At 64.8% G+C, this 25,715-nt stretch carries 28 protein-coding genes and 1 tRNA gene; 19 read left to right on the forward strand and 10 right to left on the reverse strand.

Annotated elements, in window-relative coordinates; translation table 11 throughout:
- Window positions 1-93 precede the first annotated feature (93 nt).
- The 4 genes from AB4099_RS18225 (at window position 94) to AB4099_RS18240 (ending at window position 4,979) form a co-directional block, all read left to right on the forward strand.
- Complete coding sequence (locus AB4099_RS18225; RefSeq protein ID WP_441479067.1) at window positions 94-264, forward strand: hypothetical protein; 171 nt, start codon at window positions 94-96, stop codon at window positions 262-264.
- A 78-nt stretch (window positions 265-342) separates the two neighbouring features.
- Window positions 343-2,991 (forward strand): aconitate hydratase AcnA, encoded by a 2,649-nt coding sequence (acnA, locus tag AB4099_RS18230; RefSeq protein ID WP_441479068.1) that lies wholly within the window; start codon window positions 343-345, stop codon window positions 2,989-2,991.
- A 44-nt stretch (window positions 2,992-3,035) separates the two neighbouring features.
- Window positions 3,036-4,004, forward strand: coding sequence for a Bug family tripartite tricarboxylate transporter substrate binding protein (locus AB4099_RS18235; RefSeq protein ID WP_441479069.1), 969 nt, complete (start codon window positions 3,036-3,038; stop codon window positions 4,002-4,004).
- A 72-nt stretch (window positions 4,005-4,076) separates the two neighbouring features.
- Window positions 4,077-4,979, forward strand: a complete 903-nt coding sequence (locus tag AB4099_RS18240) for a GntR family transcriptional regulator (protein ID WP_113512637.1) — start codon at window positions 4,077-4,079, stop codon at window positions 4,977-4,979.
- Between the two features lie 50 nt (window positions 4,980-5,029).
- Here the strand turns inward: AB4099_RS18240 and AB4099_RS18245 are convergent, their stop codons facing one another.
- The 9 genes from AB4099_RS18245 to AB4099_RS18285 all read right to left on the reverse strand — a co-directional run bounded on the left by AB4099_RS18245 (window position 5,030) and on the right by AB4099_RS18285 (window position 12,898).
- Window positions 5,030-6,043: a Gfo/Idh/MocA family protein gene (locus tag AB4099_RS18245; protein WP_113512635.1), complete on the reverse strand. Its 1,014-nt coding sequence runs from the start codon at window positions 6,041-6,043 to the stop codon at window positions 5,030-5,032.
- Window positions 6,040-6,927 (reverse strand): sugar phosphate isomerase/epimerase family protein, encoded by an 888-nt coding sequence (locus tag AB4099_RS18250; RefSeq protein WP_441479070.1) that lies wholly within the window; start codon window positions 6,925-6,927, stop codon window positions 6,040-6,042. Before AB4099_RS18250 ends, AB4099_RS18245 begins: the two co-directional genes overlap by 4 nt.
- Window positions 6,924-7,760: a carbohydrate ABC transporter permease gene (locus AB4099_RS18255; RefSeq protein WP_441479071.1), complete on the reverse strand. Its 837-nt coding sequence runs from the start codon at window positions 7,758-7,760 to the stop codon at window positions 6,924-6,926. The genes AB4099_RS18250 and AB4099_RS18255 overlap by 4 nt, the downstream gene beginning before the upstream one ends.
- Complete coding sequence (locus AB4099_RS18260; RefSeq protein WP_441479072.1) at window positions 7,757-8,662, reverse strand: carbohydrate ABC transporter permease; 906 nt, start codon at window positions 8,660-8,662, stop codon at window positions 7,757-7,759. The genes AB4099_RS18255 and AB4099_RS18260 overlap by 4 nt, the downstream gene beginning before the upstream one ends.
- A 64-nt stretch (window positions 8,663-8,726) precedes the next feature.
- Window positions 8,727-9,947: an ABC transporter substrate-binding protein gene (locus AB4099_RS18265; protein ID WP_441479073.1), complete on the reverse strand. Its 1,221-nt coding sequence runs from the start codon at window positions 9,945-9,947 to the stop codon at window positions 8,727-8,729.
- Entirely contained in the window at window positions 9,920-10,906 is a 987-nt protein-coding gene (locus tag AB4099_RS18270) for an alpha/beta hydrolase (protein WP_441479074.1), read from the reverse strand. Before AB4099_RS18270 ends, AB4099_RS18265 begins: the two co-directional genes overlap by 28 nt.
- Window positions 10,906-11,556: a GntR family transcriptional regulator gene (locus AB4099_RS18275; protein WP_441479075.1), complete on the reverse strand. Its 651-nt coding sequence runs from the start codon at window positions 11,554-11,556 to the stop codon at window positions 10,906-10,908. Before AB4099_RS18275 ends, AB4099_RS18270 begins: the two co-directional genes overlap by 1 nt.
- 336 nt (window positions 11,557-11,892) lie before the next feature.
- Complete coding sequence (locus AB4099_RS18280; RefSeq protein WP_441479076.1) at window positions 11,893-12,483, reverse strand: NUDIX hydrolase; 591 nt, start codon at window positions 12,481-12,483, stop codon at window positions 11,893-11,895.
- Between the two features lie 340 nt (window positions 12,484-12,823).
- Window positions 12,824-12,898 (reverse strand) — tRNA-Lys (locus AB4099_RS18285).
- 110 nt (window positions 12,899-13,008) lie between these two features.
- On the opposite strand from AB4099_RS18285, the gene AB4099_RS18290 reads away from it, so the two are divergent.
- The 15 genes from AB4099_RS18290 to AB4099_RS18360 all read left to right on the forward strand — a co-directional run bounded on the left by AB4099_RS18290 (window position 13,009) and on the right by AB4099_RS18360 (window position 25,244).
- Entirely contained in the window at window positions 13,009-13,989 is a 981-nt protein-coding gene (locus tag AB4099_RS18290) for a threonine dehydratase (RefSeq protein ID WP_441479077.1), read from the forward strand.
- Entirely contained in the window at window positions 13,982-15,064 is a 1,083-nt protein-coding gene (locus tag AB4099_RS18295; protein WP_441479078.1) for a hypothetical protein, read from the forward strand. The genes AB4099_RS18290 and AB4099_RS18295 overlap by 8 nt, the downstream gene beginning before the upstream one ends.
- A gap of 41 nt (window positions 15,065-15,105) precedes the next feature.
- Entirely contained in the window at window positions 15,106-15,417 is a 312-nt protein-coding gene (locus AB4099_RS18300) for an FtsB family cell division protein (protein ID WP_113512615.1), read from the forward strand.
- 298 nt (window positions 15,418-15,715) lie between these two features.
- Complete coding sequence (gene pdhA / locus AB4099_RS18305) at window positions 15,716-16,696, forward strand: pyruvate dehydrogenase (acetyl-transferring) E1 component subunit alpha (RefSeq protein ID WP_244523678.1); 981 nt, start codon at window positions 15,716-15,718, stop codon at window positions 16,694-16,696.
- A 79-nt stretch (window positions 16,697-16,775) separates the two neighbouring features.
- On the forward strand, window positions 16,776-18,185 hold the full coding sequence (locus AB4099_RS18310) for a pyruvate dehydrogenase complex E1 component subunit beta (RefSeq protein WP_113512611.1): 1,410 nt from the start codon (window positions 16,776-16,778) through the stop codon (window positions 18,183-18,185).
- 4 nt (window positions 18,186-18,189) lie between these two features.
- Window positions 18,190-18,573 carry a hypothetical protein gene (locus AB4099_RS18315; RefSeq protein WP_113512609.1) on the forward strand — a complete coding sequence of 128 codons (384 nt, stop codon included), beginning with the start codon at window positions 18,190-18,192 and terminating at the stop codon, window positions 18,571-18,573.
- Window positions 18,564-19,895 (forward strand): pyruvate dehydrogenase complex dihydrolipoamide acetyltransferase, encoded by a 1,332-nt coding sequence (locus AB4099_RS18320; protein ID WP_441479079.1) that lies wholly within the window; start codon window positions 18,564-18,566, stop codon window positions 19,893-19,895. Before AB4099_RS18315 ends, AB4099_RS18320 begins: the two co-directional genes overlap by 10 nt.
- An 81-nt stretch (window positions 19,896-19,976) precedes the next feature.
- Entirely contained in the window at window positions 19,977-20,504 is a 528-nt protein-coding gene (locus tag AB4099_RS18325; protein WP_441479080.1) for a hypothetical protein, read from the forward strand.
- Window positions 20,505-20,536: 32 nt separating this feature from the next.
- Window positions 20,537-21,136: a hypothetical protein gene (locus AB4099_RS18330; protein ID WP_441479081.1), complete on the forward strand. Its 600-nt coding sequence runs from the start codon at window positions 20,537-20,539 to the stop codon at window positions 21,134-21,136.
- 1 nt (window position 21,137) lies between these two features.
- Window positions 21,138-22,577 carry a dihydrolipoyl dehydrogenase gene (gene lpdA, locus AB4099_RS18335; RefSeq protein ID WP_441479082.1) on the forward strand — a complete coding sequence of 480 codons (1,440 nt, stop codon included), beginning with the start codon at window positions 21,138-21,140 and terminating at the stop codon, window positions 22,575-22,577.
- 72 nt (window positions 22,578-22,649) lie between these two features.
- Window positions 22,650-22,898: a GlsB/YeaQ/YmgE family stress response membrane protein gene (locus AB4099_RS18340; protein WP_113512598.1), complete on the forward strand. Its 249-nt coding sequence runs from the start codon at window positions 22,650-22,652 to the stop codon at window positions 22,896-22,898.
- A 46-nt stretch (window positions 22,899-22,944) separates the two neighbouring features.
- Window positions 22,945-23,289, forward strand: a complete 345-nt coding sequence (locus tag AB4099_RS18345) for a GlsB/YeaQ/YmgE family stress response membrane protein (protein WP_441479083.1) — start codon at window positions 22,945-22,947, stop codon at window positions 23,287-23,289.
- A 71-nt stretch (window positions 23,290-23,360) separates the two neighbouring features.
- Window positions 23,361-23,645, forward strand: coding sequence for a GlsB/YeaQ/YmgE family stress response membrane protein (locus AB4099_RS18350; protein ID WP_113512596.1), 285 nt, complete (start codon window positions 23,361-23,363; stop codon window positions 23,643-23,645).
- Between the two features lie 91 nt (window positions 23,646-23,736).
- Window positions 23,737-24,741: a lipoyl synthase gene (lipA, locus tag AB4099_RS18355; RefSeq protein ID WP_113512594.1), complete on the forward strand. Its 1,005-nt coding sequence runs from the start codon at window positions 23,737-23,739 to the stop codon at window positions 24,739-24,741.
- 14 nt (window positions 24,742-24,755) lie between these two features.
- Window positions 24,756-25,244, forward strand: a complete 489-nt coding sequence (locus AB4099_RS18360; protein WP_113512592.1) for a type II toxin-antitoxin system RatA family toxin — start codon at window positions 24,756-24,758, stop codon at window positions 25,242-25,244.
- Here the strand turns inward: AB4099_RS18360 and AB4099_RS18365 are convergent.
- Entirely contained in the window at window positions 25,216-25,713 is a 498-nt protein-coding gene (locus AB4099_RS18365) for a CinA family protein (RefSeq protein ID WP_113512590.1), read from the reverse strand. The two genes, AB4099_RS18360 and AB4099_RS18365, sit on opposite strands and share 29 nt — an antisense overlap.
- Window positions 25,714-25,715 lie beyond the last annotated feature (2 nt).

Genomic DNA, 25,715 nt, shown 5'->3' on the forward strand with positions numbered 1-25,715 from the left:
CCCGAGCCTGATCGCGGCGCAGGTCAATTCTCGGGCTGCCGCATGCCACGTTTCACCGGTGCCGGCCCCTGGCTCAGCTTGCCTGATCTGTCCATGACCGGAGTCCAGGCGCCGGGCGCGGAAGCGGTGGCTTCACGGGGCGCCTGGTGCGTCCTGCACGGAAATGGCGGCGGCGATTGGCGCGGTGCCCTGCTGGCCGCCGGCTCCAGCGACTGGAAGGGCTGTCGGGTGGGGCAGCGCCCGCAACGTCTGGACGCTCAGTGACGATCGAGGCACGGTCAGCGGTATTGCATTTATAGTCGTCAATATGCATTATTGGGCATGGTTCCGAACCCGTCCTTGATGTCCCGGACAAGCCGCCTTGCCGGCCGCGACTATGTGGTTGCGGACTTGCAGGCGAATCTGGGGGCCGATCTCCTTCGCCTGCCGCATGTCCTGCGCATTCTCGCCGAGAACGTCATTCGGCAGCCCATGGGAGCTGACGAGCGCGAAGCGGTGCTGCAGGGCTTTCGCGCCTGGCTCGCGGGCGGGCGTTCGGATGCCGAGATCGCCTTTTTGCCAGGGCGTGTTCTCATGCACGACACGACCTGCACGCCCGCGCTGGTCGATGTCGCCGCCATGCGTGACGCGATCGCGGAAAGCGGCGGTGATCCCAGGGGCCTCAGCCCGATCCTTCCGGTCGACGTCTCGGTCGATCATTCGCTCGGCGTCGATCTTTCGGCGTCGCCGGACGCGATGCGCGTCAATCTCGAACGGGAATACAAGCGAAACGGCGAGCGCTACCGCTTTCTCAAATGGTCGACGCAGGCCCTTGACGGGGTCCGGGTGCATCCGCCCGGCACCGGCATCATGCACACGATCAATCTGGAGCAACTCGCGACGGTCGTGACGACCCAGACCATCGACGGTCGACATTGGGCCGTCCCGGACACGCTGATCGGCACCGACAGCCACACCCCGATGATCAACGGCATCGGCGTCCTCGGCTGGGGCGTCGGCGGGCTCGAGGCCGAAAGTGTGATGTTCGGCATGCCGGTGATGATGCGCATCCCCGAGGTGATCGGCGTGCGCCTGATCAACCGCCTGCGTGAAGGTGTCAGTGCGACGGATCTTGCGCTGACGGTGACGCAACGGCTCCGTGCGCAGGGCGTTGCCGGCGCATTCGTCGAGTTCTTTGGGCCAGGGGCTGCGACACTGTCAGGTGGTGAGCGCGCCGTCATCGCGAATATGGCACCGGAATTCGGCGCCTCGACCGGATATTTCCCGATCGATCAAGCGACGCTGGCCTATCTCGCTCAGACGGGCCGCAAACCGGATCATATCGCGTTCGTCTCTGACTACGCCCGGGTCCAGACGCTCTGGTTCGACCCGCAGGCGCAACCACGCTTTACCGAGATCGTCGAGATCGATCTGGCGGAGATCTCGATCAGTCTCGCCGGCCCCCGCCGGCCGCAGGATCTGGTCGCGCCGCAGGAGGTGGTCCCCGCGCTCGAAGCCATGCCGCAGCCGAAGTCGGTCGCGACCGGGTTGCCACGCTTTCCCATTGCGATTGCCGCGATCACAAGCTGCACCAATACATCCGATCCGCGGTTGCTGGTGGCCGCGGGCCTGGTCGCGCGCAAGGCGCGCCAACTCGGCCTCAAGCGTCCAGCCTGGGTCAAGACATCACTCGCACCCGGTTCATCCGCGGCTGAGCGTTATCTTCGGCGCGCTGGCCTGCTCGAGGATCTCGAAGCGCTCGGCTTCGGCATCGTTGGTTACGGCTGCACCACCTGCATCGGAAATTCCGGCCCACTTCTCCCCGCAATGGATGAAGCGGTCCGCGCGGGCACGGTCTTGCCTGTCGCGATCCTCTCCGGCAACCGCAACTTTCCCGGCCGCGTCCATGGCCAGATCGACGCCGGCTTCCTGGCCTCTCCGGCGCTGGTCGTCGCCTATGCGCTGGCGGGAGATGCCGATCGCGACATCACCAAGGGCACTCTCACGACCACGGCCGAGGGAACTCCTGTCGACCTGGCGGCACTCTGGCCGAGCGGGGCCGAGATCGATTCCGCGTTTGCGCGAGCGCTTGATCCCGTCGATTTCGCTCAGGCGTTTGCGCAGGCCTCTGCGAGTAGAAGCTGGAAGGAACTCGATGCTCCGGCGAGTGCGGGTTTCCCCTGGGATCCGTCATCGACCTATCTGCGCCCGCCCCCCTTCGCCCGCGCAGATCAGCCAGGCCGGCTCGGCCATTATCGCGCCCACCCCCTGATCGTGCTCGGTGACGACATCACGACCGATCACATTTCGCCCGCAGGCCAGATCCCGTCCGAGAGCGAGGCAGCGCAATGGCTGATCGCACAGGGCGAAGATGCCCAGGACCTCAACGTCTATGCCTCGCGGCGCGGCAACTGGGAGGTCATGCTGCGTGGCCTCTTTACCAATCGCACGGTCGTCAACCGTCTCGCGCCGCGCATCGCGCCCGGCTCGACCATCCATGTTCCGAGCGGCGAGACCCTGCCGCTCTGGCGGGTGGCAAACCGTTATCGCCAGTCAGGAGAGGCGATGGTCGTCGTCGCGGGTGAGCGGTACGGCACCGGTTCATCGCGCGACTGGGCGGCCAAGGGGCTCGGCCTGCTCGGTGTCGCGGCCGTTCTGGCTGAGAGTTTCGAGCGCATCCACCGGTCCAACCTGATCGGGATGGGCATTCTGCCGCTGTCGCTCTCGGCCGGGGAGGGCGTGGAAGCGCTGGCGCTTGCGCCAGGCGACATGATCGAGATCGAAGCCATGCCGCACGCCATCCTTCCGCGCTGCGAGGTTCCGGCAAGGCTCCATCGCAAGGCTGGGCATGCCCAATCGCTTGTTCTGCGCGCCGCCGTCGAAACCGCGCTCGAATGCGCGACGCTGCGCGCCGGCGGCATCATTCCGTTGATCCTCGGGCGCCACCTGACGGCACCCGCCACGTCCTTCACCGTCAGCGGCGAAGAGTTGCCCGGCCAAGCGCGGGCGTAACCGGCGCAACCGCGCCCAATCCAACACGATCGGGGAGGATCGAGATGACCATCGGCAGAATTTTCGCAGCGGGCCTGCTTGCCGCGATGGCGATGACGCCAGAACTGGCGACGGCCCAGACGCCGCCGCAGGAACTCAAGATCATCGCACCCGCCGGGCCAGGCGGTGGTTGGGATGGCGCCGCCCGCTCGATCCAGCAGGTGCTGACCGAGACGAAGGCGGTCCGCGGCGTCCAGGTCACGAATGTCACCGGTGCCGGCGGCACGATCGGGCTTGCCCAGTTCATCAACGGTGCCAAGGGCGATCCGAACCAGCTCCTGGTCAACGGCATCACCATGGTCGGGGCGATCCTGACCAACAAGTCGCCGGTCACGCTGGACCAGGTGACGCCGCTTGCGCGTCTCACCGGCGATCCGCTGGTCATCGTCGTTCCCGAGACGTCTCCACACAAGTCGATGAAGGACTTCCTCGCCGCGATCACGTCCGACGTCGCCCGAGTAACCTGGGCCGGTGGATCGGCCGGGGGGGCCGACCATATTCTTGCTGCGCTCGTGACGAAGGTGGCCGGCGCTGATGCCGGCAAGGTCAACTATGTCGCATTCTCCGGTGGCGGGGAGGCGCTTGCGGCCATGCTCGGAGGCCGTGTCACGGCTGGCGTTTCCGGCTATGGCGAGTTCGAGGGCCAGATCAAGGCCGGCAAGCTGCGCGCGCTGGCCATTTCCTCGGGCAAGCGGCTGGACGGCGTCGATGTGCCGACGCTGAAGGAACTCGGCTACGATGTCGAGGTGGTCAACTGGCGAGCGGTCATGGCTGCGCCGGGCATCAACGCCCAACAGAAGGCTCAGTTGACGAAGCTCTTCGATACGATGGTTGCGAGCGGCGAGTGGAAAGCGCTGCTGAAGGCGCGCGGCTGGGACGACTACTATCTTGCCGGGGAGCCCTTCGCAGCCTTCCTCAGGAAAGAGCAGGTTCGGGTCGGTGACATCCTGCGCACGATCGGTCTGGTGAAATAGGCACCTTGCCTGCGAGACGTGTCATCACCTAGAGCCACTGTCGGGGGCGCTCGCGCCGGCAGGGCTGGGACGATGGCAGGCAGTGGGAGACGAGACCTGGCGATCCCGCTCGCAGCTCAGATTCTCGATCAGATCCGAGAGGGGCATCTGGGCGCCGGGACACATCTGCGCTCACAGGATATCGCGACGCGTTTCGGCGTGTCGCGTTTTCCCGTCGGTCAGGCCTTGCAACTGCTTGCCGACAAGGGCGTCCTGAGCCACGAGCACAATCGCGGCTATTTTGTCGCTCAGGGGACGCCTCCCTCCGGCGAAGCCCTTGGCCTCGCCGAGCAGGACGGCGTCACGAAGGCCTATTTCCGCATCGCCGATGATCATCTGCGCGGCCGGTTGTCCGAACACGTCACCGAGTCCGATCTCAGGGACAGCTACGGACTGACCCGTGCCGAACTCCATGCAGTCCTGACGCGGATCAGCCAGGAGGGCTGGGCCGAGCGCCGCGCCGGCTATGGCTGGAGCTTCACGCCGGTTCTCACCACCCCGGAGAGCCTCGAGCAGACCTACCGTCTGCGGCTGGCGCTGGAGCCTGCCGCATTGCTCGAACCCGGCTATCATCTTGCGCCCGAGAGCATCGCTGCTTGCAGGGCTGCCGAGCGGAGGCTCCTCGACGGAGCGATCGAGACAGACAGCGCGGACGCGCTCCACGAACGCGGTGTCCGCTTCCACGAGACGATCGTCGCCGGCTCCGGAAATCCGTTCTTTCTGGAGACGATCCGACGGATCAACCGCATCCGCCGGCTGCTGTCCTATCGTTCGATGCTCGACCGCAAACGCTATCGGAGGCAATGCGAGGAGCATCTCGCCATTCTCGATAGCCTGGCCGCCGGCCGCCAGGAGGAGGCGGCCGAGAGGCTGCGGCAACATCTCGCCCACACGATCGAGAACCTATCCAGCATCCGGCCGCTCCTCGCCCCCTAGCAGGCTCCCAGGCGCAGAGGCGCAGCGTCCCGAAGGGGGCGCAAGCAGACTCAACGCTCGGCGACGACCTGTTCGAGCAGCGCCATGGCGGCAGCGCCATCGGCCGCGTTCGGTGCGGTCGTCGGCTCGCCGCGTGCCGCACGAACGAAGTCGCCGAGAAGCGCGTGATAGCCCTTGTGGTCCTCGTTGGCGGCGGCCGTCAGATTCGGCTCCCAGACCAAGGTGTCTTCGCCATCGATCAGGCTGGCCTCGGCCCGTGAGACCTTGAAGGGGGGCGCTCTGAAATAGCGCACTTCATGGACATTGCGGACCTCGACGCGGGTATGGTCGCCCATCACCTGCCACCATTCCATCGGCGTGCCGCGCGACTGATGCGTGCCCAAGACCAGGGTGCCGATGCCACCATTGGCAAAGCGGAAATCGACATGGAGCAGCAGCTTGCCCGGCGCCAGTTCGTGCCGCCTCGCGCTCACGCTCGCGACTTCGCCCATCAGGTGCGGCACGAGGTCGAAATAATGCACGCAATGATGCAGGTAAAAGCCGGAATAATCCGGATTCCCCGCGAAATAGGTCGGCGCGGTCATGTACTCGCCGAGGAAGCTCGCGGTATCGCCGAACTCCTTCGTGCGGATGACGTTGGCGGCAATGCGGTTGGCAGTCGAATAGCGCTTCATGAAGCCGAGCACGACCGGCACCTTGCGGCGTGCGGCCGCTTCGGCCAGTTCGGCCGCTTGTCGCGCCGTTGGGGCCGGCGGCTTCTCGATGAAGAGCGGCAAGCCGCGTGCGATCGCTGCCAATCCGATCTCGTGATGCAGGGCAGGACCGACCGCGAGGCCGACCGCGTCGAGATCGTCACGGGACAGCAGGCTACGCCAGTCGCGCAGGCGGCCGGCCTCGGGGACGCCGTAGCGCCGGCCGGTGGTATTCAACCGCGCCTCATCCGTGTCGCAGAGCGCTGTGATCTCGACATCATGCCGCGTCAGCTGCGGCAGCAGCATTTCGTTGGCGTGGACGCCACAGCCGATCCAGCCGACCCGAAGCGCGCCTGTCCTGGAACCAGTCATGCCGTCCTCCCGGCGAATGCGAGGGCGGCCTTCAGGAAGGCGACGCTGGCGGCCAGCGGTTCGTCTTCGTTCTCGTTGGGCGCACGCCACTGGGCCAGGGGAGTGCCGGCTCGCTCGTCGCGGCGTCGGAACGGTTCGAGCACGATCGGCCCGCGATAGGCGACGTCGCGCAGCGCACGGGCGATCGCCGGCCAGTCGATATGCCCGGAGCCGACGAAGCCGCGATTGTTCTCGTTGGCCTGGAAATGCACGAGTTTCGATCCTGCCTGCCGGATGGCATCGGAGAGATCGAATTCCTCCATGTTCATGTGGAAGGTATCGAGCATCACGCCGATGGCGGGATTGTCCACGCGCTCGACGATTTCGAGTGCGTGACGGGTCGTATTGCAGATATCGGTCTCGAAGCGGTTGAGCGGTTCGACGCCGAACTGGATGCCGGAGTCGGCGGCGCGCTTCCCAGCCTGCGCCAGGCCGGCGACGATGGCGTCGATGCGGCGCTTGCGCTCATCGTCGTCGACGGGGGCGGGAGCTCGGCCGGCGAAGACGAGGGGCGCGCCATAGAGCGGCCCTCCGACAATGGCTGCGCCAAGAGCTGCGGCAACATCGACGCATGTTTCGAGATAGGTGATGCCCGCGTGGTGGGCGCCGGCATCGCCGCTGGCAAGGTCGCGGTTGAGGTTGACCCGGGCGGCGAGCACGCAGGAGAGGCCGGCATCGGCGATGGCAGCGCGGGTCTCGACCAAATCGAGCTCACCCGGCTCCGGCACCAGCAGCTCGACGACATCGGCTCCGGCCCGTTTCATCCGCTGGAAGCAGCCGAAATGCTCGCGCGTGAAGGGCCGCGCATAGAACATCGAGATAACCCCGATCGGATTTGTCGTCATGATTTCACCGCACCGGCCGTGAGCCCGCCCACGAGCCGCCTTTGCACCAGAAGGAAGAGGAAGGTGACCGGCAGCGCGATCAGGGTGCCGCCGGCCGTGAGAAGTCCCCACTGGATGGTGAACTCGCCGATGAAGAGCTGGAGCGCGACCGTGACGGTGCGCACCGCCTGGCCCGAGAGCATCATCGCGAAGAGGTATTCGTTCCAGGAGGTGATGAAGATGTAGATGCCAGCCGTGACGACGCCGGGCATCAGCAGGGGCAGGATGATGAGGCGGATGGTCTGCAGGCGGCTGGCGCCGTCGATCATCGCCGCTTCGTCGAGATCCTTGGGGATCGCATTGAAATAACTCGTCAGCATCCAGATCGCGAAGGGGATCGAGAAGGTCGAATGACCGAGAATGACGCCGAGATAGGTGTCGATCAGCCCGAGCCGGCGCATCATCAGGAAGAGCGGGATGATGAGCAGCACGACCGGGAACATGTTGATGACGAGGAACCCGGTCAAAAGCCCCCGCCGGCCGGAGAAGCGGAAGCGCGAGAAGGCGTAGGCTGCGGGGATGCTGACACCGAGGCCGAGCACGCTGGCGCCGACCGCAATGATCAGGCTGTTGCCGAGGCTGCCGGCGAAGCTCGTGCGGGCAATCAGATCGCGGTAATGCTCGAGTGTCGCGTCCCGTGGCCAGTAGTGGAGCGGCCAGGCGGAAAGCTCCGCCTGGGGCTTCAGCGAGGTCAGGATCATCCAGACATAGGGGCCGAGCGCGAAGAGAACGATGAGGAGGACGGGAAGCTCCACCTCCAGGACGCGCCGGATTCTGGTGCGGCGTTCGATCATGTCTCGATGCCTCGGGCCGCCCGCCTGACATAGAGATAGACCACACCCAGCAGCATCGCGGTAAGGATCAGCGCGAGCGCCGCGCCATAGCCGAATTCCATGCTGCTCGAGGCGCGCAGGAAAGCGTAGAGCGGCAGGGTATGGGTGGCGTAGCCCGGTCCGCCGCCGGTCATGACCAGGATGACGTCGAGCGAGTTCGCGACCCAGATCGTGCGCAGCAACAGTGCGGTCGTGATGACATCGGCGATCGAGGGCAGGGTGACGTAGAAGAGCTGCTGTCGGGCGGTGGCGCCGTCGATCTCGGCCGCCTCATAGAGTTCGGCCGGCACCGTCTGCAGGCCGGCCAGAATGGTGACGGCGAAGAAGGGGAAACCCTGCCAGATCAGCGCCAGCATGATGGCGTAGAGTGCGGTATCGGGCCGCGCCAGCCAGGCGATCGGTGCAGCGATCAGGCCGAGACGCATCGCGATGTCGTTGATGACGCCGAGATTGAAGTCGTACATCCAGGTCCACATCAACCCGATGATGACGCTCGGCAGCGCCCAGGGAATGATCACGAGCGAACGCGCCAGTCCGCGCCACCAGAAGCTCTGGTTGAGCAGCAGGGCGGCGGCGAGCCCGAGCAGGAATTGCAGGCCGACCACGCCAATGATCCAGATGAAGGATTGGCCCAGGGATATCCAGAAAACCTCGTCTCGCGCGATCCTGGCGAAGTTACCCAGTCCGACGAAGCGGGCGTTGTCGGGATCGTAGAGCAGGTAATCCTGAAGGCTGAGCCAGGCCGTCTGCGCGACGGGGATCAGGACGACGCCCGCTGTGACCAGGATCGCCGGCAGAAGGAACCAGAAGGGCGTCAGGCTGCGGCCGAGAGGCTGCCTGTGCGCGAGGGTAAGCGAAGTCACGATTCAAACCTGTCGAAGCGAGGGCTGGAGGCGGCAGCCGGGGGCCCGGCCGCCGCCAATCCCGTCAGCCGTGAAAATGCTGCTCGATGGCGCGCATCATCTCGTCAGGCTGGATCTGGCCGAGCAGCGCCCGTTGCATGTTGGCCGGCCAGATCCGGGCGATGAAATCCGGCGTCTTGGGCGAATCCGGCAGCGAGGCCGCGAATGGCAGTGAGGCCGCGCTCGCATCGACGAAGCGCTTGGGGTGCAGCGTCCAGTCCTTGGCCGCCGAGGTCGCGATCGGCAACTGCCCGGTGAACTTGTTCAGCACGACGTTGTTCTCGGCCGTGGAGAGGAAGGCGCACCATTTGAAGGCCGCCTCCCTGGCCTTGCTGGCGGCGAAGACGGCGTTGGACTCGTCGCCGAAATAGGTCCAGCCCTTGCCGTCCGGGCCACGCGGGACCGGCACAGCCGAAACCTTGTCGCCGAGCACGCCGACGATCTCGTTGGCCGAGCCGACATGGTGGATGGTCATGGCGGTCCTACCGGCCTTGAAGGTATCGACGATCTGCCGGAAGCTGTCGGTCGGGGCCGAGGCCGGCACCACCTTATCCTTGACGGTGAGGTCCACGAACCAGCGGTTGGCTGCGAGCGCCTTGTCGCTGACCATTCCGCCCTTCTCGAAATTGGCGCCGCCGCCGAGCACGAACGGCCCCCAGTGATCGAAGCCACCTGCGCCGCCGCGCAAGCCGAAGCCCGAGACATCGCCCTTCGTGAGGGCCTTGGCCGCCGCACGGAATTCATCGAAGGTTCCCGGCGGTTTCAGCCCCGCCTGCTCGAACAGGTCCTGCCGATAATAGAGATAGAGCACGACATATTGCAGAGGCAGGTAATATTGCTTGCCGTCGGCGCCCCTGTTGATTTTCCAGATGTTGTCCGCAATGTCGCTGCGCCCGTCCCAGCCGGCGATCAGGTCATCGATCGGGGAGAGCGCCTTCATCTGCTGGAAGCGCGCAGCCCAGGACAACCGCACCATCGCGCAGTCGGGTCCATTGCCCGCGACGAGGGCGGCAAAGAGCCGGGTCTGGTAGTCGTTTCCACCGCCCCAGGGGATGCTCTCGGCCTGGACCTTGATGCCGGGATTCGCTGCCTCGAACTTGGCGATAAGCTCGGCCGGCGAATGCTGCGGGTTGTCGAAATGATACCACCAGCGCACCGTTGTGGTGCCTTGGGCGATGGCCGGGCGGGCAAGAGGGCTGGCGAGAGCGCTGGCGCCCGCTAACTTGATGAAAGTCCTGCGTTCCATGGTTGGTTTCCTCCGGTTTTTTTATCGTTGAGGTGATTGGCAATGTGGCGGCCGCCAGCCGCGATCATGTCGGCGGCGGCCGAGAGTTCCCTGCTCATGCGCAGGCAGCCGTGCACGACGCCGGGAACATGGTCGAAACGGAAGGACACACCGGCCTCGCCCAGGCGCTGGGCCAGCCGGATGGTGTCGTCGCGCAGCGGATCGAGCCCTGCGGCGGAGAGATAGAGCGGCGGCAGGCCGGCAAGCGCTGCCCGGGCGGGTGCGGCCAGACTCTTCGTCTCGTCCGGCTCGTCGCCAAGGAAATTGCTCCAGTACCAACGCATGTTGGCGCTGGTGAGCAGGTAGTCGCCGCCGCCGAAGGCCGCATGGCTCGCCGTCGAGAAGTCAGGCTCGTAGCAGCCGTAGAACAATGCCGCGGCGGATAGCGGCGGCAAGCCCTCGTCGCGCTGGCGCAGCAGGGCTGCCAGCGCCAGGTTGGCGCCGGCGGAATCGCCGGCGATCGCGATCTGCTCCGCCGGTATGGGCGTGCCCAGGCCGCCGCGTTCAACGAAGGCGATGCTGGCCAGGAGATCGTCGAGCGGCGCTGGAAACGGGTGTTCCGGAGCGAGCCTGTAATCGACGCCCAGCACGGCGCAGCCCGCTGCCACCGCGAGATTGCGCATCGTGCCGTCATGGGTCTCGATCGAGCCGAAGGTCCAGCCGCCGCCATGGGCATAGACGATGACGGACGCTGCCTGCGCGCCTTCGGGCCGGTAAAGCCGCGCGCGCATCGCGCCGGCATCCGTGGGAATGACCAGATCGCTTGCCGGGATGGCCGGAGCGCCATCGCTCCACGGCAATGTTGCCGCATCGACGGTTGCGCGTGCTTCGGATATCGGCGCGGAGCGGAAATCGAAGGCGGGACCAGCGCGCAGCCGCTCCAGAATCACCTGCATCTGCGGGTCGACCCAGATCTTCATCAGACGGCTCCGTCACGCAGGACGATCGTATCGATATGCTCCGCCATCGCCCGCGACAGGCCTTCGCCATCGCGAGCCTCGAGCAAGGCGATCAGCAAGCGGTGGCGTGTCGCGGTCTCAGTCAGCGGGCGGCGATGTCCCGGAGCCCAGAGCTTTGAGCGGTGCGAATGCAGGGTGCAGCGGGTCAGGATCTGCTCGAGCGCGTCCAGTCCCGACAGACGGAAGATCGTCAGGTGGAAGGCCATGTCGAGGATGATGAGGGCGTATTCGTCGCCGGCTGCAGCGGCAGCATCCATGTCGGCCTGTATGGCGTAGAGCCGCTCCAGACCGCCGCGCTCGACATGCTGTACCGCCCGCAAGGCGCCACGGATCTCGATCCGGCGGCGCAGAGCCAGAATTTCCTCCGCCTCCTCCGGGTCGAGCCTGGTGACCATCGTGCCGCGGTGTCCCGAGCGCGTCACGAGCCCGTCTTCCTGCAAGCGCAGGAGCGCCTCGCGGATCGTGCCCTGGCTGCAACCATGCTCACGCGCCATGCCGAGCTCGGTGAGCGCGCTCTCGGGGCGCAGCTCATTCAGCATGATCTGTCGCTTCAGTGACTCGTAGACGACGTCACGGGGCCTGCGAATCTGGTTGGGAATGAGTGCGTTCATCAATATCGATAATGATATTGATATTGGCCATGTCAAGTAAGCTTGCGAGGACGATGCTCGGACCGCAATCCCAGGGCGCACTGCTGCTGTCGCGGTCAGGGATGTGTCTGCCTCGACGAAACCTAACCCGATCGAGCTGGACGGCCGCGAGCGCAGTCCAATCGCACGGCGCCGTGGACAAGGGGGTTGAGGGGGGTGATGAAGTCGGCGGCGTCCGTCCTTGAAGTGCTCACCGGAATGAGCCAGCAGTGAATTCGTGCTGCAGGACGGGCGCGTCCAGGCGCTCCTTCTCGACGCTTACCGAGATAATGTCCGCCTGCTTCGGCGCCAGTTTTGCTAGCGGATACTCAAATTCAGAGGGGCTGATCTGGGAGAACCAAGCGCGAGATGCCCAGAGACAGAAAGGGCGAGCAGCAGGGCGGAAACGTGTTGCGAATGCTTGAGAATCCCATCGTGTAGCCGATCCAGGATCTCCCGCACGGGCATAAGATGAACGCTCATCCCCTCTTCGCTGGCGTCCAGTTTCCGGCTCCCCGTCAACTCTGCACCCGTTGCAAGATAGACGTGGACTCTGTTCGGCTGGGTGGCTGGGTTGGCGAAGAGCGAAGAAACGAGGCGCAACTCCTTCGCGCGATAGCCGGTCTCCTCCTCGAGTTCACGTGCAGCTGATCGCCCCGGGTCGAGATCGCCTTCGTCCATCGTCCCTCCTGGCAGCTCGAGGAAAGTATCCGCCGCGCCGTGCCTGTACTGGCGGACCAAAACAAGCTGGTCGCAGGGCGTAATCGCGACCGTTTGAACCCAATCGGGATAAGAGAGTACGTAGTAGGGCGAGACCCTGTGCCCTGTCGGCGTCAGGCACTCATCCGCCCTGACGTCAATCCAGCGATCTTTCAGCAATGTCCTGGAAGAGAGGGTACGCCATTTCATGTCCATAGTTTTAGCTATACCCAGCACGCCCTGGCACGCCAAGACGGCGGTGTCGCCCGCAGGGACCCTCAATGCGATCGTCACATTCGAATCGAGGTGGCGTGAGCTAGCCGCTCGATCGCGGCCTCAACACCACGCCACATCTTGTCCAAGGACCACCCACGTGCGTGTCTGGCAGCAGGATCTGAGCCCGATACGGGCGTGATCTCGCCATTGCCTGAGTGAGTGGATCCACAGAGCCCACGGTAGCAGCAAATCGATGCCAACATATGTTTGGCCCCGCTGAGGCCGAACGAAATGCGGTCAATTCGCTTTATCTATTTGATATAGGGGTGTTTTTTGGTGAGCGGGGAGGGGATCGAACCCTCGACCACATGATTAAAAGTCACGTGCTCTACCACTGAGCTACCCGCCCTCACAGGGCGCTGACATACGGACGCCCCGCCCGCCGGTCAACATCGTTCGCACACTCCCGTCATTGTTCGATGGCTTTGAGATGTGGCAGAAGCGCTCCGGAGGATCCGCATGACCGATTTGCCCACCCTGTCCGAGATCAAGGCCGCCAAGGCTCTTGTGGACACTGTCTTCCCGGGAACGCCACAATATGCCTGGCCGCTGCTGAAGCAGCGCCATGGCTTCGAAATCGTGGTGAAGCACGAAAATCACACGCCGATCGGGGCTTTCAAGCTGCGCGGCGGCATCGTCTATCTCGACCGGCTGAAGCGCGAGCGCCCTCAAGTGAAGGGCGTCGTCTCGGCGACGCGTGGCAATCACGGCCAGAGCATTGCGATGGCGGCAAGCGGAGTCGGGCTGCCTTCGGTCATCGTCGTGCCGCTCGGCAATGCTGTGGAAAAGAACGCCGCCATGAAGGCGCTCGGAGCCGAGTTGATCGAAACCGGCCGGGATTTCGACGAGGCCAGGGCCGCAGCTCAGCAAATCGCCCGCGAGCGCAATTATGAGATGGTGCCGTCCTTCCATCGCGACCTCGTCTGCGGCGTCGCAACCTATGCGCTCGAGCTCTTCATGGCATGGCCGAATCTGGCGCGCGTCTATGTCGGGATCGGACTTGGCTCCGGTATCTGCGGCTTGATCGCCGCGCGCGATGCGCTCGGCCTCAAAACCGAGATCATCGGTGTCGTCTCGGAGATCGCCGATTCCTATGCCCGCTCGGTCGAGGCGAAACAGGTCGTCCCCGTCGAGGATGCGCCGAGCTTTGCCGACGGCATTGCGGTTCGGGTGCCCGATGCCGGCGCGCTTGCGATCATCCTGAAGGGAGCGGCGCGGATCGTGCGCGTTAGCGAGGATGCGATCGCCGACGCCATCCGGAGCTATTATCTCGACACCCATAATCTCGCGGAAGGGGCGGGGGCTGCGCCGCTGGCGGCAGCAGCAGCCGAGGCCGAGCTCAACCGGAGTGCCTCGGTCGGCGTCGTACTTGGGGGTGGCAATATCGACATGCCGGTCTTCCGCAAGGTTCTTGCCGGGGAAACCCCTCGCATTGGCTAGTTCGAAGGCCACCGGTGCCGCGGGTTGGAAGGGTTGGTCGCTGGCATTTCTCAGCTCCGCGATCGTCCTGGTCCTGCTTGTCTTTGGCTTCATCGCAGTGATGGATCCGTTCGGTTCGCGCCTTGCCGCCGGACAGGCGGCGCGCCCGCTGATGGATCTCAATCAGCGCTACATGTACCCGCAGCTTGTCCGCTCGGGCGCTTTCGATGCTGCCATCTTCGGGACATCGACGATGCGGCTGCTCGACCCCGCCGTCCTGTCGCAAGGCCTCGATGTCCGCATGGCCAATCTCGCCATGAACGCCGCCACGCCGTGGGAGCAGGTCCAGATGGCGGAGTTGTTCGCGCGCAAGACGGCTGCGCCCAAGGCGGTGATCTGGGGCATCGACACGAGCTGGTGCGATCCCGACGTGACCGAACCCGCCAAACGCCTGACGCCTCGCCCATTTCCGCCCTGGCTCTATGACGACGCGCGCTGGAATGACTGGCCGAAGCTGATCAACCTGACCACGCTGGAAATCGCGGGTCGCCTTCTGGCGCACAGACTCGGATATCAGCCTGAGCGGATCCGCCGCGACGGCTACGAAGTGTTCACGCCGCCGGAAGAGACGTACGATCTGGCGCGGGCTCGCTCTCACTTGTTTCACGACTCTGGCGGCGTTGCTCCGGATCTGACGCCGATGGTGCCGGCGGCGAAGGTGGACGCGAGGGAGCGGGATGGCTGGCGCTTTCCGGCGCTGGACTGGCTCGACACGGCCCTGGCGGCACTGCCCGGGCAGACGAAGAAGCTGATCGTCCTTCCGCCGGCTCATCTCACTGCGCTGCCGCGCGAGGGCTCGGCAGGCTGGCAGCGCTATGCCGCCTGCAAGGCGGAGCTCCGATCCCTGGCCGCACGGCGCGGCGCCGTCATCGCCGATTTCGCGCATCGCTCAGTCGTCACGCAGCAGGATGGCAATTACTGGGATCCGCTGCATTTCAGGCTGCCGATCGCGCGGCGTGTCGAGGCTGACCTGATTGCGATCGCGCGCGACGCCGAGGTGAGTTCGGATGGCTTCGTGCAGGTCTTCCGGCCCTGATCGTTAACGCGGCATAAACCACGCAAGACTAGCCTGCCGGCATGGTCGTCCGCCGTGGTCTCAGATCCTTTTTCATCACGCTCGCGCTCTATCTCGTATCGAGTGGGGCGGTCGGCTACTTCATGTTCCATGCCCAGCATGGCTCGCGTGGGCTCGAGGCCCGCGGAGGCCTGCAGGAATCGCTGCGGGTCATGGAGGATGAGCTCAAGGAGCTCACCACCGAGCGCAAGAGCTGGGAGCAGCGCCTCGCCCTGATGCGCGACGAAGCTGTCGATCGCGATCTGCTGGAAGAGCGCGCGCGCGCATCGCTCGGCCGGATCCATCGGAACGATGTCATCATCATGGGGCGCTGAGCAACGGGAAAAGCCGCAGAATAGTTCCGGTTACATCGATTAACTGAATTGCAGTTAATACATGAAATCGTAGAAATATCAGCGACATAACTCATGCTGCATTGCGAGATACCTCCCTCGCCAAGGGGTATGTGATCCTCTACAACCAAGGTCGAATGATCTTGGAGGATCGCCGATGGCCGTTGCCGCGCGCAAGACGAAAGCTCCCGCTCAAGCCAAAACCGCGACCAAGGGCGCGGCAAAGGCCAGTTCAGCCAAGACACCTGCGGAGAAGGGGGCGGCCAACGCGTTGAGCAACATGCCCGCCTTCACCAGGGAGGAAGACCTTCACGCCTATTACGAGATGCTGCTGATCCGCCGCTTCGAGGAGAAGGCGGGGCAGATGTACGGCATGGGCCTGATCGGGGGCTTCTGCCACCTCTATATCGGCCAGGAAGCCGTCGTCATCGGCATGCAGATGGCCTCGAAGGATGGCGATCAGGTCATCACCGGCTATCGCGACCACGGTCACATGCTCGCGACCGGAATGGAATCGCGCGGCGTGATGGCCGAGCTGACCGGGCGCCGCGGAGGCTACTCCAAGGGCAAGGGCGGCTCGATGCACATGTTCTCCCGCGAGAAGAACTTCTATGGCGGGCACGGCATCGTCGGCGCCCAGGTATCGCTCGGTGCCGGCCTCGGCTTCGCCAACTGGTACCGGGAGGACGGTCGGGTCTCGATGACCTATTTCGGCGACGGCGCGGCCAATCAGGGCCAGGTCTATGAGAGCTTCAACATGGCCCAGCTCTGGAAGCTGCCGGTCGTGTTCGTGATCGAGAACAACCGCTACGCCATGGGCACCTCGGTCAATCGCGCCTCGGCGCAGACCGATTTCTCCAAGCGGGGCCTCTCCTTCTCCATTCCCGGCGAGCAGGTCGACGGCATGGACGTCCGCGCCGTGCGCGCTGCCGGCGAGCGCGCCATCGCGCATGCCCGCTCGGGCAAGGGTCCCTACATTCTCGAGATGCAGACCTATCGCTATCGCGGTCACTCGATGTCTGATCCGGCAAAGTACCGCTCTAAGGACGAAGTCCAGCGGATGCGCGAGGAGCATGATCCGATCGAGCAGGTGAGGGGGCGCCTGACCCGCGATTTCAAGATCGCCGAGGACGAGCTCAAGGCGATCGACGCCAAGATCCGCGAGATCGTCAACGACGCGGCTGAATTCGCAACGCATGATCCGGAGCCCGATGTCTCGGAGCTCTTCACCGATATTACGCTGGAGCACGCCCGGGCCTGAGGCCCGGACCGCGCCTAAGTCTCTGCCGGCCTTGCCGGCCTCTCCTGATCCCGCGTCCTTTCAAATTCCGGGTGTGTTCATGCCGATCGATATCCTTATGCCCGCGCTTTCGCCCACCATGGAGGAGGGCAAGCTCGCCAAATGGCTCAAGGCCGAGGGGGATGCCATCAAGGCAGGCGACATCCTGGCCGAGATCGAGACCGACAAGGCGACCATGGAAGTCGAAGCGGTCGACGAAGGCATTCTTGCCAAGATCCTGGTTGCCGACGGCACTGAGAATGTCGCGGTCAATACGCCGATCGGCGTGATCGCGGCGGATGGCGAGGATGTGAAGGCGGCTGCGTCTGGCGGTGCCAAGCCGGCGGCGGTTGCCGAGAAGCCGGCCGAGCCCGAGGCCAAGGCGGAGAAGGCCTCGACCGAAGCGCCTGCGGCCACCGCCGCACCGAGCGTACCTGCTCAGGCGAAGTCCTATGACGCGTCGAGCGAGTTCCCCGCGGGTGCGGAGGTCGTCACCATGACGGTCCGCGAGGCGCTACGCGATGCCATGGCCGAGGAGATGCGCCGGGATGGCGATGTCTTTGTCATGGGCGAAGAGGTCGCCGAGTATCAGGGCGCGTACAAGGTTACGCAGGGCCTGCTCCAGGAATTCGGCCCCAAGCGCGTCATCGACACCCCGATCACCGAGCACGGCTTCGCCGGTATCGGCGTCGGTGCGGCGCTGACCGGCCTGAGGCCGATTGTCGAGTTCATGACCTTCAACTTCGCCATGCAGGCGATCGACCAGATCATCAACTCGGCGGCCAAGACGCTTTACATGTCCGGCGGCCAGATGGGCTGCCCGATCGTGTTCCGCGGACCCAACGGTGCTGCCGCCCGCGTCGCCGCCCAGCACAGCCACGACTACGCTGCCTGGTACTCGAATGTGCCCGGCCTCAAGGTGGTGATGCCTTACAGCGCCTCGGACGCGAAGGGCCTCCTGAAGAGCGCGATCCGCGATCCGAACCCGATCATCTTCCTGGAGAACGAGATTCTCTACGGGCGTACCTTCGAGGTTCCGAAGGGCGATGATTTCCTGATCCCGATCGGCAAGGCCAAGGTCGTGCGCCCGGGTACGGATGTCACCATCGTCTCCTTCGGCATCGGCATGACCTATGCGCTCGGCGCCGCCGAAGCCCTGGCCAAGGAAGGCATCGAGGCCGAAGTCATCGACCTGCGCACCATCCGGCCGATGGATATCGAGACGGTCATTGCCTCCGTGCAGAAGACCAACCGCTGCGTCGCGGTCGAGGAAGGCTTCCCGCAGTCCGGCGTCACCGCCGAAATCGGCATGCGCATCATGGAAGCGGCCTTCGACTATCTCGACGCGCCGGTCGCCCGCGTCACCGGCAAGGATGTGCCGATGCCGTATGCGCATAATCTCGAGAAGCTCGCCCTGCCGAACGTCGGCGAGGTCATCGCGGCGGCGAAGGCCGTCTGCTACAGGGCCTGATGCCGTGGCGCTGACCGTCCCTGCCATGATCGCAGCGGTCGGCCTCGCAGCTGCCGGGGCCTCTGGAGCGGTCGCGTATTTCAAACCTCGGGAGCGGCTTCGGCCGCGCCCGCTGGCTCCGCCGCATCTGGCGGGCGCCCGCCTGCGCCTGCACCGCCTTGATCTCTGCGCCTACCTGCTGGCAGCGGGCGGTGTGCTGACGCTGATCCCGGAGGCAGTCCAGACCTTCGCTCCCGAGCTGATGTTCGGGAGGACGCTGGCCGGCACCGCTCTGGAACATCTCGACTATATCGCCTTCGTTTTCGTGTCCCTCAGCTTCGGCATGGGCCTGACACGCCGCCTGCTGCTCATCCAATTGGAAAAAGCGAGCCTCCAGCCATGCCCGTAAACATCCTGATGCCCGCTCTCTCGCCGACCATGGAGAAGGGCAATCTCGCCAAGTGGCTCAAGAAGGAAGGGGACGCCATCAAGTCCGGCGACATCCTGGCCGAGATCGAGACCGACAAGGCGACGATGGAGGTCGAAGCCGTCGACGAGGGTATCCTGGCCAAAATCGTGGTGCCGGAAGGCACGGCCGATGTTGCGGTCAACGAGATCATCGGCGTGATCGCCGGCGAGGGCGAGGACGCAAAGAGCGTATCAGCCCCCAGCGCCGCGCCCGCCAAGAGCGAGGCTGCGCCGAAGGTCGAGGCCAAGGCCGCAGCGGCAGCTCCCGCTGCTGCCCCGGTTGTGGCTGGGCAGCCCGCTGCGCCTGCCGCCGACGGCAGCCGCCCCTTCGCCTCGCCGCTGGCGCGCCGCCTCGCCAGGGATGCCGGGCTCGATCTTTCAAAGGTACAGGGCTCGGGCCCGCACGGACGGATCGTCGAGCGCGATATCGAGACGGCCAAGGCCGGCGGCGGCGCCAAGGCTGCGCCGGCAGCCGCTCCTGCGGCTGCTGCGCCCAAGCCGGCTGCTGCGCCGCTTGCGGCCGGCCCCTCCGACGAGGCGGTCAAGAAGCTGTTCGAGCCGGGCTCTTATGAGGAGATCCCACATGACGGCATGCGCAAGACCATCGCGCGCCGCCTGACCGAAGCGAAGCAGACGATCCCGCATTTCTACGTGACGGTCGATTGCGAGCTCGACGCGCTGCTGAAGTTGCGCGCAGAGCTCAATGCCGCGGCGCCCGAGAAGGACGGCAAGCCGGCTTACAAGCTTTCGGTCAACGACATGGTGATCAAGGCTCTCGCCCTGGCGCTGCGGGCCGTGCCGGATGCCAATGTCAGCTGGACCGACGGTGCCATGCTCAAGCACAAGCATGCCGATGTTGGCGTCGCGGTCTCGATCCCGGGCGGTCTGATCACGCCGATCATCCGCGACGCCTGCCACAAGCCGCTGAGCCAGATCTCGAACGAGATGAAGGACATGGCGGCGCGCGCCAAGACCCGCAAGCTCAAGCCCGAGGAATACCAGGGCGGCACGTCGGCGGTCTCCAATCTCGGCATGTTCGGGGTCAAGGATTTCGCCGCGGTGATCAACCCGCCGCATGCGACGATCCTGGCGGTCGGCGCCGGCGAGCAGCGCGCCGTGGTCAAGAATGGTGCGCTTGCGATCGCGACCATCATGTCGGTGACGCTCTCGACCGACCACCGCGCGGTCGATGGCGCGCTCGGGGCGGAACTGCTGCAGGCCTTCAAGGGCTATGTCGAGAAGCCGATGGCGATGCTGGTGTGACTTGGGCGCGTTGCCAGTTCTGATGCAGCAGCAATCCCACCCGTAGCCCTTCCCTGGGAAGGGCGCTTTGAGGCGCTTCCGATGCTCTATCGCGACGTCGTTCCCACACAGGTCAACGGCAGTGCTTCTGTCGTTGACAGAGGGCCGGCGGTCGCCATCGCGCGGCATCTGCGCGCGTCAGCCCTTGCAGGGGCGTTGCTGGTCTTGGGTGGAAGCCTTTCCAGCGTGGCGGCGCAGCAGCCAGCGAGCCGCGCGCCGAGCGATCCGGCTGTGCGTAGCGCGGGGCTGAAGATTGCCGGCCGGACGTTCCTTGCTGCCAGTGAAGGCAATCTCAGGGGAAGTATCTACTTCGGCCCAAACGGACAGGCTGTTCAGGCTGCGCGGGATCGCGGGACGCAACGCCTGCGCTGGGGCATCGTGAAGGAAATCAAGGGGCTGAGCGGTCCGGCGGTCTGTTTGATCGGTGACTATTATCCTCTCTCTGCAGCAGGCAGCACGGTCAGCATGCAGCGCAACGGCCAGACGATGACCTGCTCCGCGGTGTCTTCGTTTGTGCGTATCCGCAGCAGTCAGGGGAATGTGCTGGGCCTGGGGACCGTCATTCAATGATAGGGCGCTGGCGCTCATTCCGAAGCGCTACCTTGGCCCTTCTGGCCACTGTCGTCCTTGCCGGCTGTCAACCTTCAAGGACGGCGCCGGGAAACGTCTTCGATCCTCCTGCGCCTGCGATCTCGTCTTCGTCAACGATGAGCCCATCACCGCCGCCGGGCATTCCCGGGATCATGTCGGTCGATGAATTTCGCAGTCTGCTGATCGGCAAGACGTGGATGAGCTATGAGCCGCGGCACGGCACCCAGGTTACCTATATCGCCGCAGATGGCAGTGCTTTCCTCTGGTATCCAGGGAACAGGGTCATCTTGCCGTCCCGTTGGGCGATCGTGCAGCAGCGACAGCATTTCATGTACGACCACCCCGAACTGGGGCGCATGCAGTCGATGGAGTCTACGGCTGTGATCTGCTTCCAATATGCGGGAACATCGGCGAATCCGGTAACTGGAAATACATCCGGTCTGGAGTGCGCAAACTCCTCCGTGTGGCAGAGATATCATCATGATTCGCGGCAGGGTGACGTCCTTGGCCTCTCAACGATGGTCACTCCGCCATTCCCCCTGTCAAAGGACAAGTCGACGCTAGCGTTGTTGTTGCGACGCACCAAGTCGGTTCAAAGTAAGGGTCAATAACATGGCTGACTACGACGTCATCATCATCGGCTCCGGCCCCGGGGGGTACATCGCGGCCATCCGCTCGGCGCAGCTCGGCTTCAAGACGGCGATCGTCGAGCGCGAGCACCTTGCCGGCATCTGTTCGAACTGGGGCTGCATCCCGACCAAGGCGCTGCTGCGTTCGGCGGAGATTCTGCATTACAGCCAGCACGCCAAGGATTATGGGCTGGTGCTCGAAGGCTCCTTCAAGGCCGATCTTGCCGCCATCGTCCAGCGCTCGCGCGGCATCGCCGCCCGCATGAACAACGGCGTCCAGTTCCTGATGAAGAAGAACAAGGTCGACGTGATCTGGGGCGAGGCCAAGCTGACCAAGCCCGGCACGATCACGGTCGGCAAGACCGCCAAGCCTGCCATGCAGCCGCAGGTCCCGCCGCCGAAGAATGCCAAGGGCGAGGGCAGCTACACTGCTGATCACATCATCGTCGCGACGGGCGCTCGTCCGCGTGCTCTCCCCGGCCTCGAGCCGGATGGCAAGCTGATCTGGACCTATTTCGAGGCCATGGTCCCGCAGAAGATGCCGAAATCGCTGCTGGTGATGGGCTCGGGCGCGATCGGCATCGAGTTCGCCTCATTCTACCGCACCATGGGTGTTGAGGTGACGGTGGTCGAGGTCCTGCCGCAGGTCGTGCCGGTCGAGGATGCCGAGATTGGCGCCTTCGCCCGCAAGGCCTTCGAGAAACAGGGCATGAAGATCATCACCAGCGCCAAGGTGACCAAGGTCGAGAAATCGGCGGATTCGATCACGGCCCATATCGAGGACGAGAAGGGCGGCAAACAGACGATTCAAGCCGACCGCATGATCTCCGCCGTCGGCGTCGTCGCCAATGTCGAGAACCTCGGCCTGGAGACGCTCGGCGTGAAGACCGATCGCGGCTTCATCGCCATCGACGAATTCTGCCGGACCAATGTGAAGGGCGTCTACGCGATCGGCGACGTCGCTGGGCCGCCGATGCTGGCGCACAAGGCCGAGCATGAGGCTGTGATCTGCGTCGAGGCGATCAAGGGCCTGCATCCGCACCCGATGGACAAGAACATGATCCCGGGCTGCACCTACTGCCACCCTCAGATCGCCAGCGTCGGCCTGACTGAGGCCAAGGCCAAGGCTGCAGGGCACGAGCTCAAGGTCGGGCGCTTCAACTTCGTCGCCAACGGCAAGGCTGTCGCGCTCGGCGAAGACAGCGGCCTGGTCAAGACGATCTTCGATGGCAAGACCGGCAAGCTGCTCGGCGCGCATATGGTCGGGGCGGAAGTGACGGAGCTGATCCAGGGCTTCGTCGTCGCCATGAACCTCGAGACGACCGAGGAAGAGCTGATGCACACCATCTTCCCGCATCCGACGCTGTCGGAGACGATGAAGGAAAGCGTGCTCGACGCCTATGGGAAGGTGTTGAACGCGTAGAGATACTGAACCGGGTGCTCTCCGTGCCGGGTTCGGTGATGGCAGACTGACACACGAGAGCTGGAGACCACCATGGATCTGCGTTCGATTATCGTCGCCATCATCATCGGTCTCGTCGCCGGCTGGCTCGCCAGTATCGTCGTCGGTGGTGGTGGGCTTGTCCGTTACATCATCACCGGCCTGATCGGGGCCTTCGTCGGCAGTTTCCTGCTCTCGGCGCTTGGCGTGAATCTCGGCATCGGCAACCCGCTGGTCTCGCAGATCATCACGGCGACGATCGGCGCCATCGTCGTGGTGCTGCTGGCGCGGCTGATCGCCTGACATTCCCGGTCTGGAAACTCGCGCCGTGCGAGGGCATATCCCAGCGATGACGACACGCCCGCGCACGCGCAAATCCCGTGGTCCCGACCGCGTCATCCCCGATGACAAGGTCGAGGTACTGCCCCCCGGTCGCGGCCTGCCGCTGGATTGGCGGGCGCTGGCGCCGACGATCCTGCTCGGGACCGTGACCGGCTTCGTCGCCAGCCTCGTGGTGGGCGGCGGCGGGCTGATCCGTCACGCCGTTGTCGGTGTGCTCGGCATGCTGGTCGGGCAGGGGCTGGTGCGGATCACCGGCTGGCGGGTGCGGACCGGACATGCCTTCCTCGACGAGGCGGCGATGGCGGTGCTCGGCGCGATCCTGGTGGTGCTGCTGGCAAGGTTCATCGCGTAACGACCGGTGCAGGCCGTCCCCGGCCTGCCCGGCAGATTTATCCTGCAGGCTGACGAAAGGGACGACGGATCATGGACAGCCCCATCTACGCCGCACTCGGTACGCCCGGTTACGGCTTCTTCGCGACATTGCTGATCGGCCTGCTTGCCGGCTGGGTCGCGGAACGCATCACGTCGTCCGATCACGGCCTCTTCACCAACATGCTGGTGGGAGTAGCAGGCTCCTTCGTCGGCAGCCGCCTGGCCGAGCTGCTCGATATCCCGATCTACGGCTTCCTTCGCACCCTGGTCGCGGCCATCGCGGGCGCCTGCGTGGTGATCGTGATCTGGAACGCGTTGCGGAAACCTGTAGCCTGACGCGACCTCCGGTCAGGTTGCCGCCGGGCCTGATGCAGATTAGCTAGAGCAAATTGGTGCCCTTCACAGGCACCGGGTGACTGGAAACGACATGGCTCTCGTTCTCGATCTTCTGAACCGCGACCCGCGGCCCAATGTCGGCAATCCCAAGGCGGATGCCAAACCTGCGGCCGAGTTGCGCCATCCCGAGAAGCAGAAGCGCCCGGAGAATCCCGTCCTTCGCAAGCCGGACTGGATCAGAGTGAAAGCGCCCGGCTCACCGAAATGGGCCGAAACGCAGAAGATCGTGAAGGAGAACAAGCTCGTCACGGTCTGCGAGGAGGCGGGCTGCCCGAATATCGGCGAGTGCTGGGAGAAGAAGCACGCCACTTTCATGATCATGGGCGACACCTGCACGCGGGCCTGCGCCTTCTGCAACGTCAAGACAGGCGTGCCGCAGCCGCTCGACCTGGAGGAGCCGCGCAAGGTCGCCGAGGCCGTCGCCAAGCTCGGCCTCGAGCATGTCGTCATCACCTCGGTCGATCGCGACGATCTCGATGATGGCGGCGCGGAGCATTTCGCTCGCGTGATCCGCGCGATCCGAGAGGCCTCGCCCGGCACGACGATCGAAATCCTGACGCCGGATTTCCTGCGCAAGCCCGGCGCGCTCGAAGTGGTCGTCGCGGCCAAGCCGGACGTGTTCAACCACAATCTCGAAACCGTGCCCGGCAAGTACCTGAAGGTGCGCCCCGGCGCGCGCTACTTCCATTCGCTGCGCCTGCTGCAGCGTGTGAAGGAGCTCGACCCGACGATCTTCACCAAGTCCGGCATCATGGTCGGTCTCGGCGAGGAGCGGAACGAGATCCTTCAGCTGATGGACGACCTGCGCTCGGCCGACGTCGATTTCATGACCATCGGCCAATACCTCGCGCCCTCGCGCAAGCATCATGCCGTGATCCGGTTCGTCACGCCCGACGAGTTCAAGGGGTTCGAGGCGATCGCCTATGTGAAGGGCTTCCTGATGGTGTCCTCGACGCCGCTGACGCGGTCCTCGCATCATGCGGGTGAGGATTTCGCGCGGTTGAGGGACGCCCGCGCCGCCAAACTCGGCGGTTGAGCGCGTAGCATCCCATGCCGATGTTCAACAGCACCCGCCGGGTGAAGCACTCGCCGGACCGGATGTTCGCGCTCGTTGCGGATGTCGAGAAATACCCCGCCTTCCTGCCGCTGTGCGAAGGCTTGGTGGTACGACGCCGGACGCCGCGCGAAGGCGGCGGCGAGGTGCTGATGGCCGACATGACTGTCGGCTACAAGGCGATCCGCGAGACCTTCACCAGTCGCGTCACGCTTGATCCAGCCAACCTGAAGATCCTGGTCGAGTATGTCGACGGCCCGTTCCGGCATCTCGAAAACCGCTGGAGCTTCAAGGCGATGGACGGAGGCTGCGAGATCGCCTTCTTCATTTCCTACGAGTTCGCCAGCCGGATGCTCGGCCTGCTGATGGGCACGATGTTCGACAAGGCCTTTCGCAAGTTCGCCGAGGCTTTCGAGCGACGGGCCGATCTGGTCTATGGCCGTGCCCGGACTGCCGTCACCGATGGCTCAGCGCCGCCTGCTTGAGCATGTCGAGCGCTTCGATGACCGAGAGGCGGCGGATTTCTTCTCGCCCCTGATCGCCGAAGCGTCTTTCGCGATGCGTGGTCATTGCAGTCGACGCGTAGCCGAAATGGACGAGGCCGACGGGTTTGGCGGCGCTGCCCCCGCCCGGCCCGGCAACGCCGGTGATCGCGACGGCAAGATCGGCCTTGAGCATCGCGCGGCCGCCCTCCGCCATGGCGCGGGCAACCGGCTCGCTGACCGCGCCATAGCTGTCGATCAGCGTCGCATCCACTCCGGCCAGCGCCGTCTTGGCAGCGTTGGAATAGGTCACCAGGCCGCCATTGACGACGTCCGACGAGCCCGGGATTGCGGTCAGCGCGCCCGAGACAAGCCCGCCGGTGCAGGACTCGACCGTCGCGACGCTCAGCCCACGATCGCGGCAGATCGTCAGAACTTCGATGGCGAGGGTGGTGATCTCGGGATCGAACATTA

Source organism: Allobosea sp. 2KB_26, from assembly GCF_052115715.1.
In the GTDB taxonomy this organism is placed as follows: domain Bacteria; phylum Pseudomonadota; class Alphaproteobacteria; order Rhizobiales; family Beijerinckiaceae; genus Allobosea.

Coding starts and splice junctions, on each gene's coding strand:
- AB4099_RS18320 (WP_441479079.1), top strand. CDS start 18,564: ATGCCCGTAAACATCCTGATGCCCGCTCTCTCGCCGACCATGGAGAAG.
- AB4099_RS18265 (WP_441479073.1), bottom strand. CDS start 9,947: ATGGAACGCAGGACTTTCATCAAGTTAGCGGGCGCCAGCGCTCTCGCC.
- AB4099_RS18310 (WP_113512611.1), top strand. CDS start 16,776: ATGCCGATCGATATCCTTATGCCCGCGCTTTCGCCCACCATGGAGGAG.
- AB4099_RS18325 (WP_441479080.1), top strand. CDS start 19,977: ATGCTCTATCGCGACGTCGTTCCCACACAGGTCAACGGCAGTGCTTCT.
- AB4099_RS18240 (WP_113512637.1), top strand. CDS start 4,077: ATGGCAGGCAGTGGGAGACGAGACCTGGCGATCCCGCTCGCAGCTCAG.
- lpdA (WP_441479082.1), top strand. CDS start 21,138: ATGGCTGACTACGACGTCATCATCATCGGCTCCGGCCCCGGGGGGTAC.
- AB4099_RS18345 (WP_441479083.1), top strand. CDS start 22,945: ATGACGACACGCCCGCGCACGCGCAAATCCCGTGGTCCCGACCGCGTC.
- AB4099_RS18245 (WP_113512635.1), bottom strand. CDS start 6,043: ATGACTGGTTCCAGGACAGGCGCGCTTCGGGTCGGCTGGATCGGCTGT.
- AB4099_RS18280 (WP_441479076.1), bottom strand. CDS start 12,483: ATGAAATGGCGTACCCTCTCTTCCAGGACATTGCTGAAAGATCGCTGG.
- AB4099_RS18290 (WP_441479077.1), top strand. CDS start 13,009: ATGACCGATTTGCCCACCCTGTCCGAGATCAAGGCCGCCAAGGCTCTT.
- pdhA (WP_244523678.1), top strand. CDS start 15,716: ATGCCCGCCTTCACCAGGGAGGAAGACCTTCACGCCTATTACGAGATG.
- AB4099_RS18340 (WP_113512598.1), top strand. CDS start 22,650: ATGGATCTGCGTTCGATTATCGTCGCCATCATCATCGGTCTCGTCGCC.
- AB4099_RS18270 (WP_441479074.1), bottom strand. CDS start 10,906: ATGAAGATCTGGGTCGACCCGCAGATGCAGGTGATTCTGGAGCGGCTG.
- AB4099_RS18350 (WP_113512596.1), top strand. CDS start 23,361: ATGGACAGCCCCATCTACGCCGCACTCGGTACGCCCGGTTACGGCTTC.
- AB4099_RS18365 (WP_113512590.1), bottom strand. CDS start 25,713: ATGTTCGATCCCGAGATCACCACCCTCGCCATCGAAGTTCTGACGATC.
- AB4099_RS18360 (WP_113512592.1), top strand. CDS start 24,756: ATGCCGATGTTCAACAGCACCCGCCGGGTGAAGCACTCGCCGGACCGG.
- AB4099_RS18235 (WP_441479069.1), top strand. CDS start 3,036: ATGACCATCGGCAGAATTTTCGCAGCGGGCCTGCTTGCCGCGATGGCG.
- AB4099_RS18275 (WP_441479075.1), bottom strand. CDS start 11,556: ATGAACGCACTCATTCCCAACCAGATTCGCAGGCCCCGTGACGTCGTC.
- acnA (WP_441479068.1), top strand. CDS start 343: ATGTCCCGGACAAGCCGCCTTGCCGGCCGCGACTATGTGGTTGCGGAC.
- AB4099_RS18300 (WP_113512615.1), top strand. CDS start 15,106: ATGGTCGTCCGCCGTGGTCTCAGATCCTTTTTCATCACGCTCGCGCTC.
- AB4099_RS18255 (WP_441479071.1), bottom strand. CDS start 7,760: ATGATCGAACGCCGCACCAGAATCCGGCGCGTCCTGGAGGTGGAGCTT.
- AB4099_RS18250 (WP_441479070.1), bottom strand. CDS start 6,927: ATGACGACAAATCCGATCGGGGTTATCTCGATGTTCTATGCGCGGCCC.
- lipA (WP_113512594.1), top strand. CDS start 23,737: ATGGCTCTCGTTCTCGATCTTCTGAACCGCGACCCGCGGCCCAATGTC.
- AB4099_RS18225 (WP_441479067.1), top strand. CDS start 94: ATGACCGGAGTCCAGGCGCCGGGCGCGGAAGCGGTGGCTTCACGGGGC.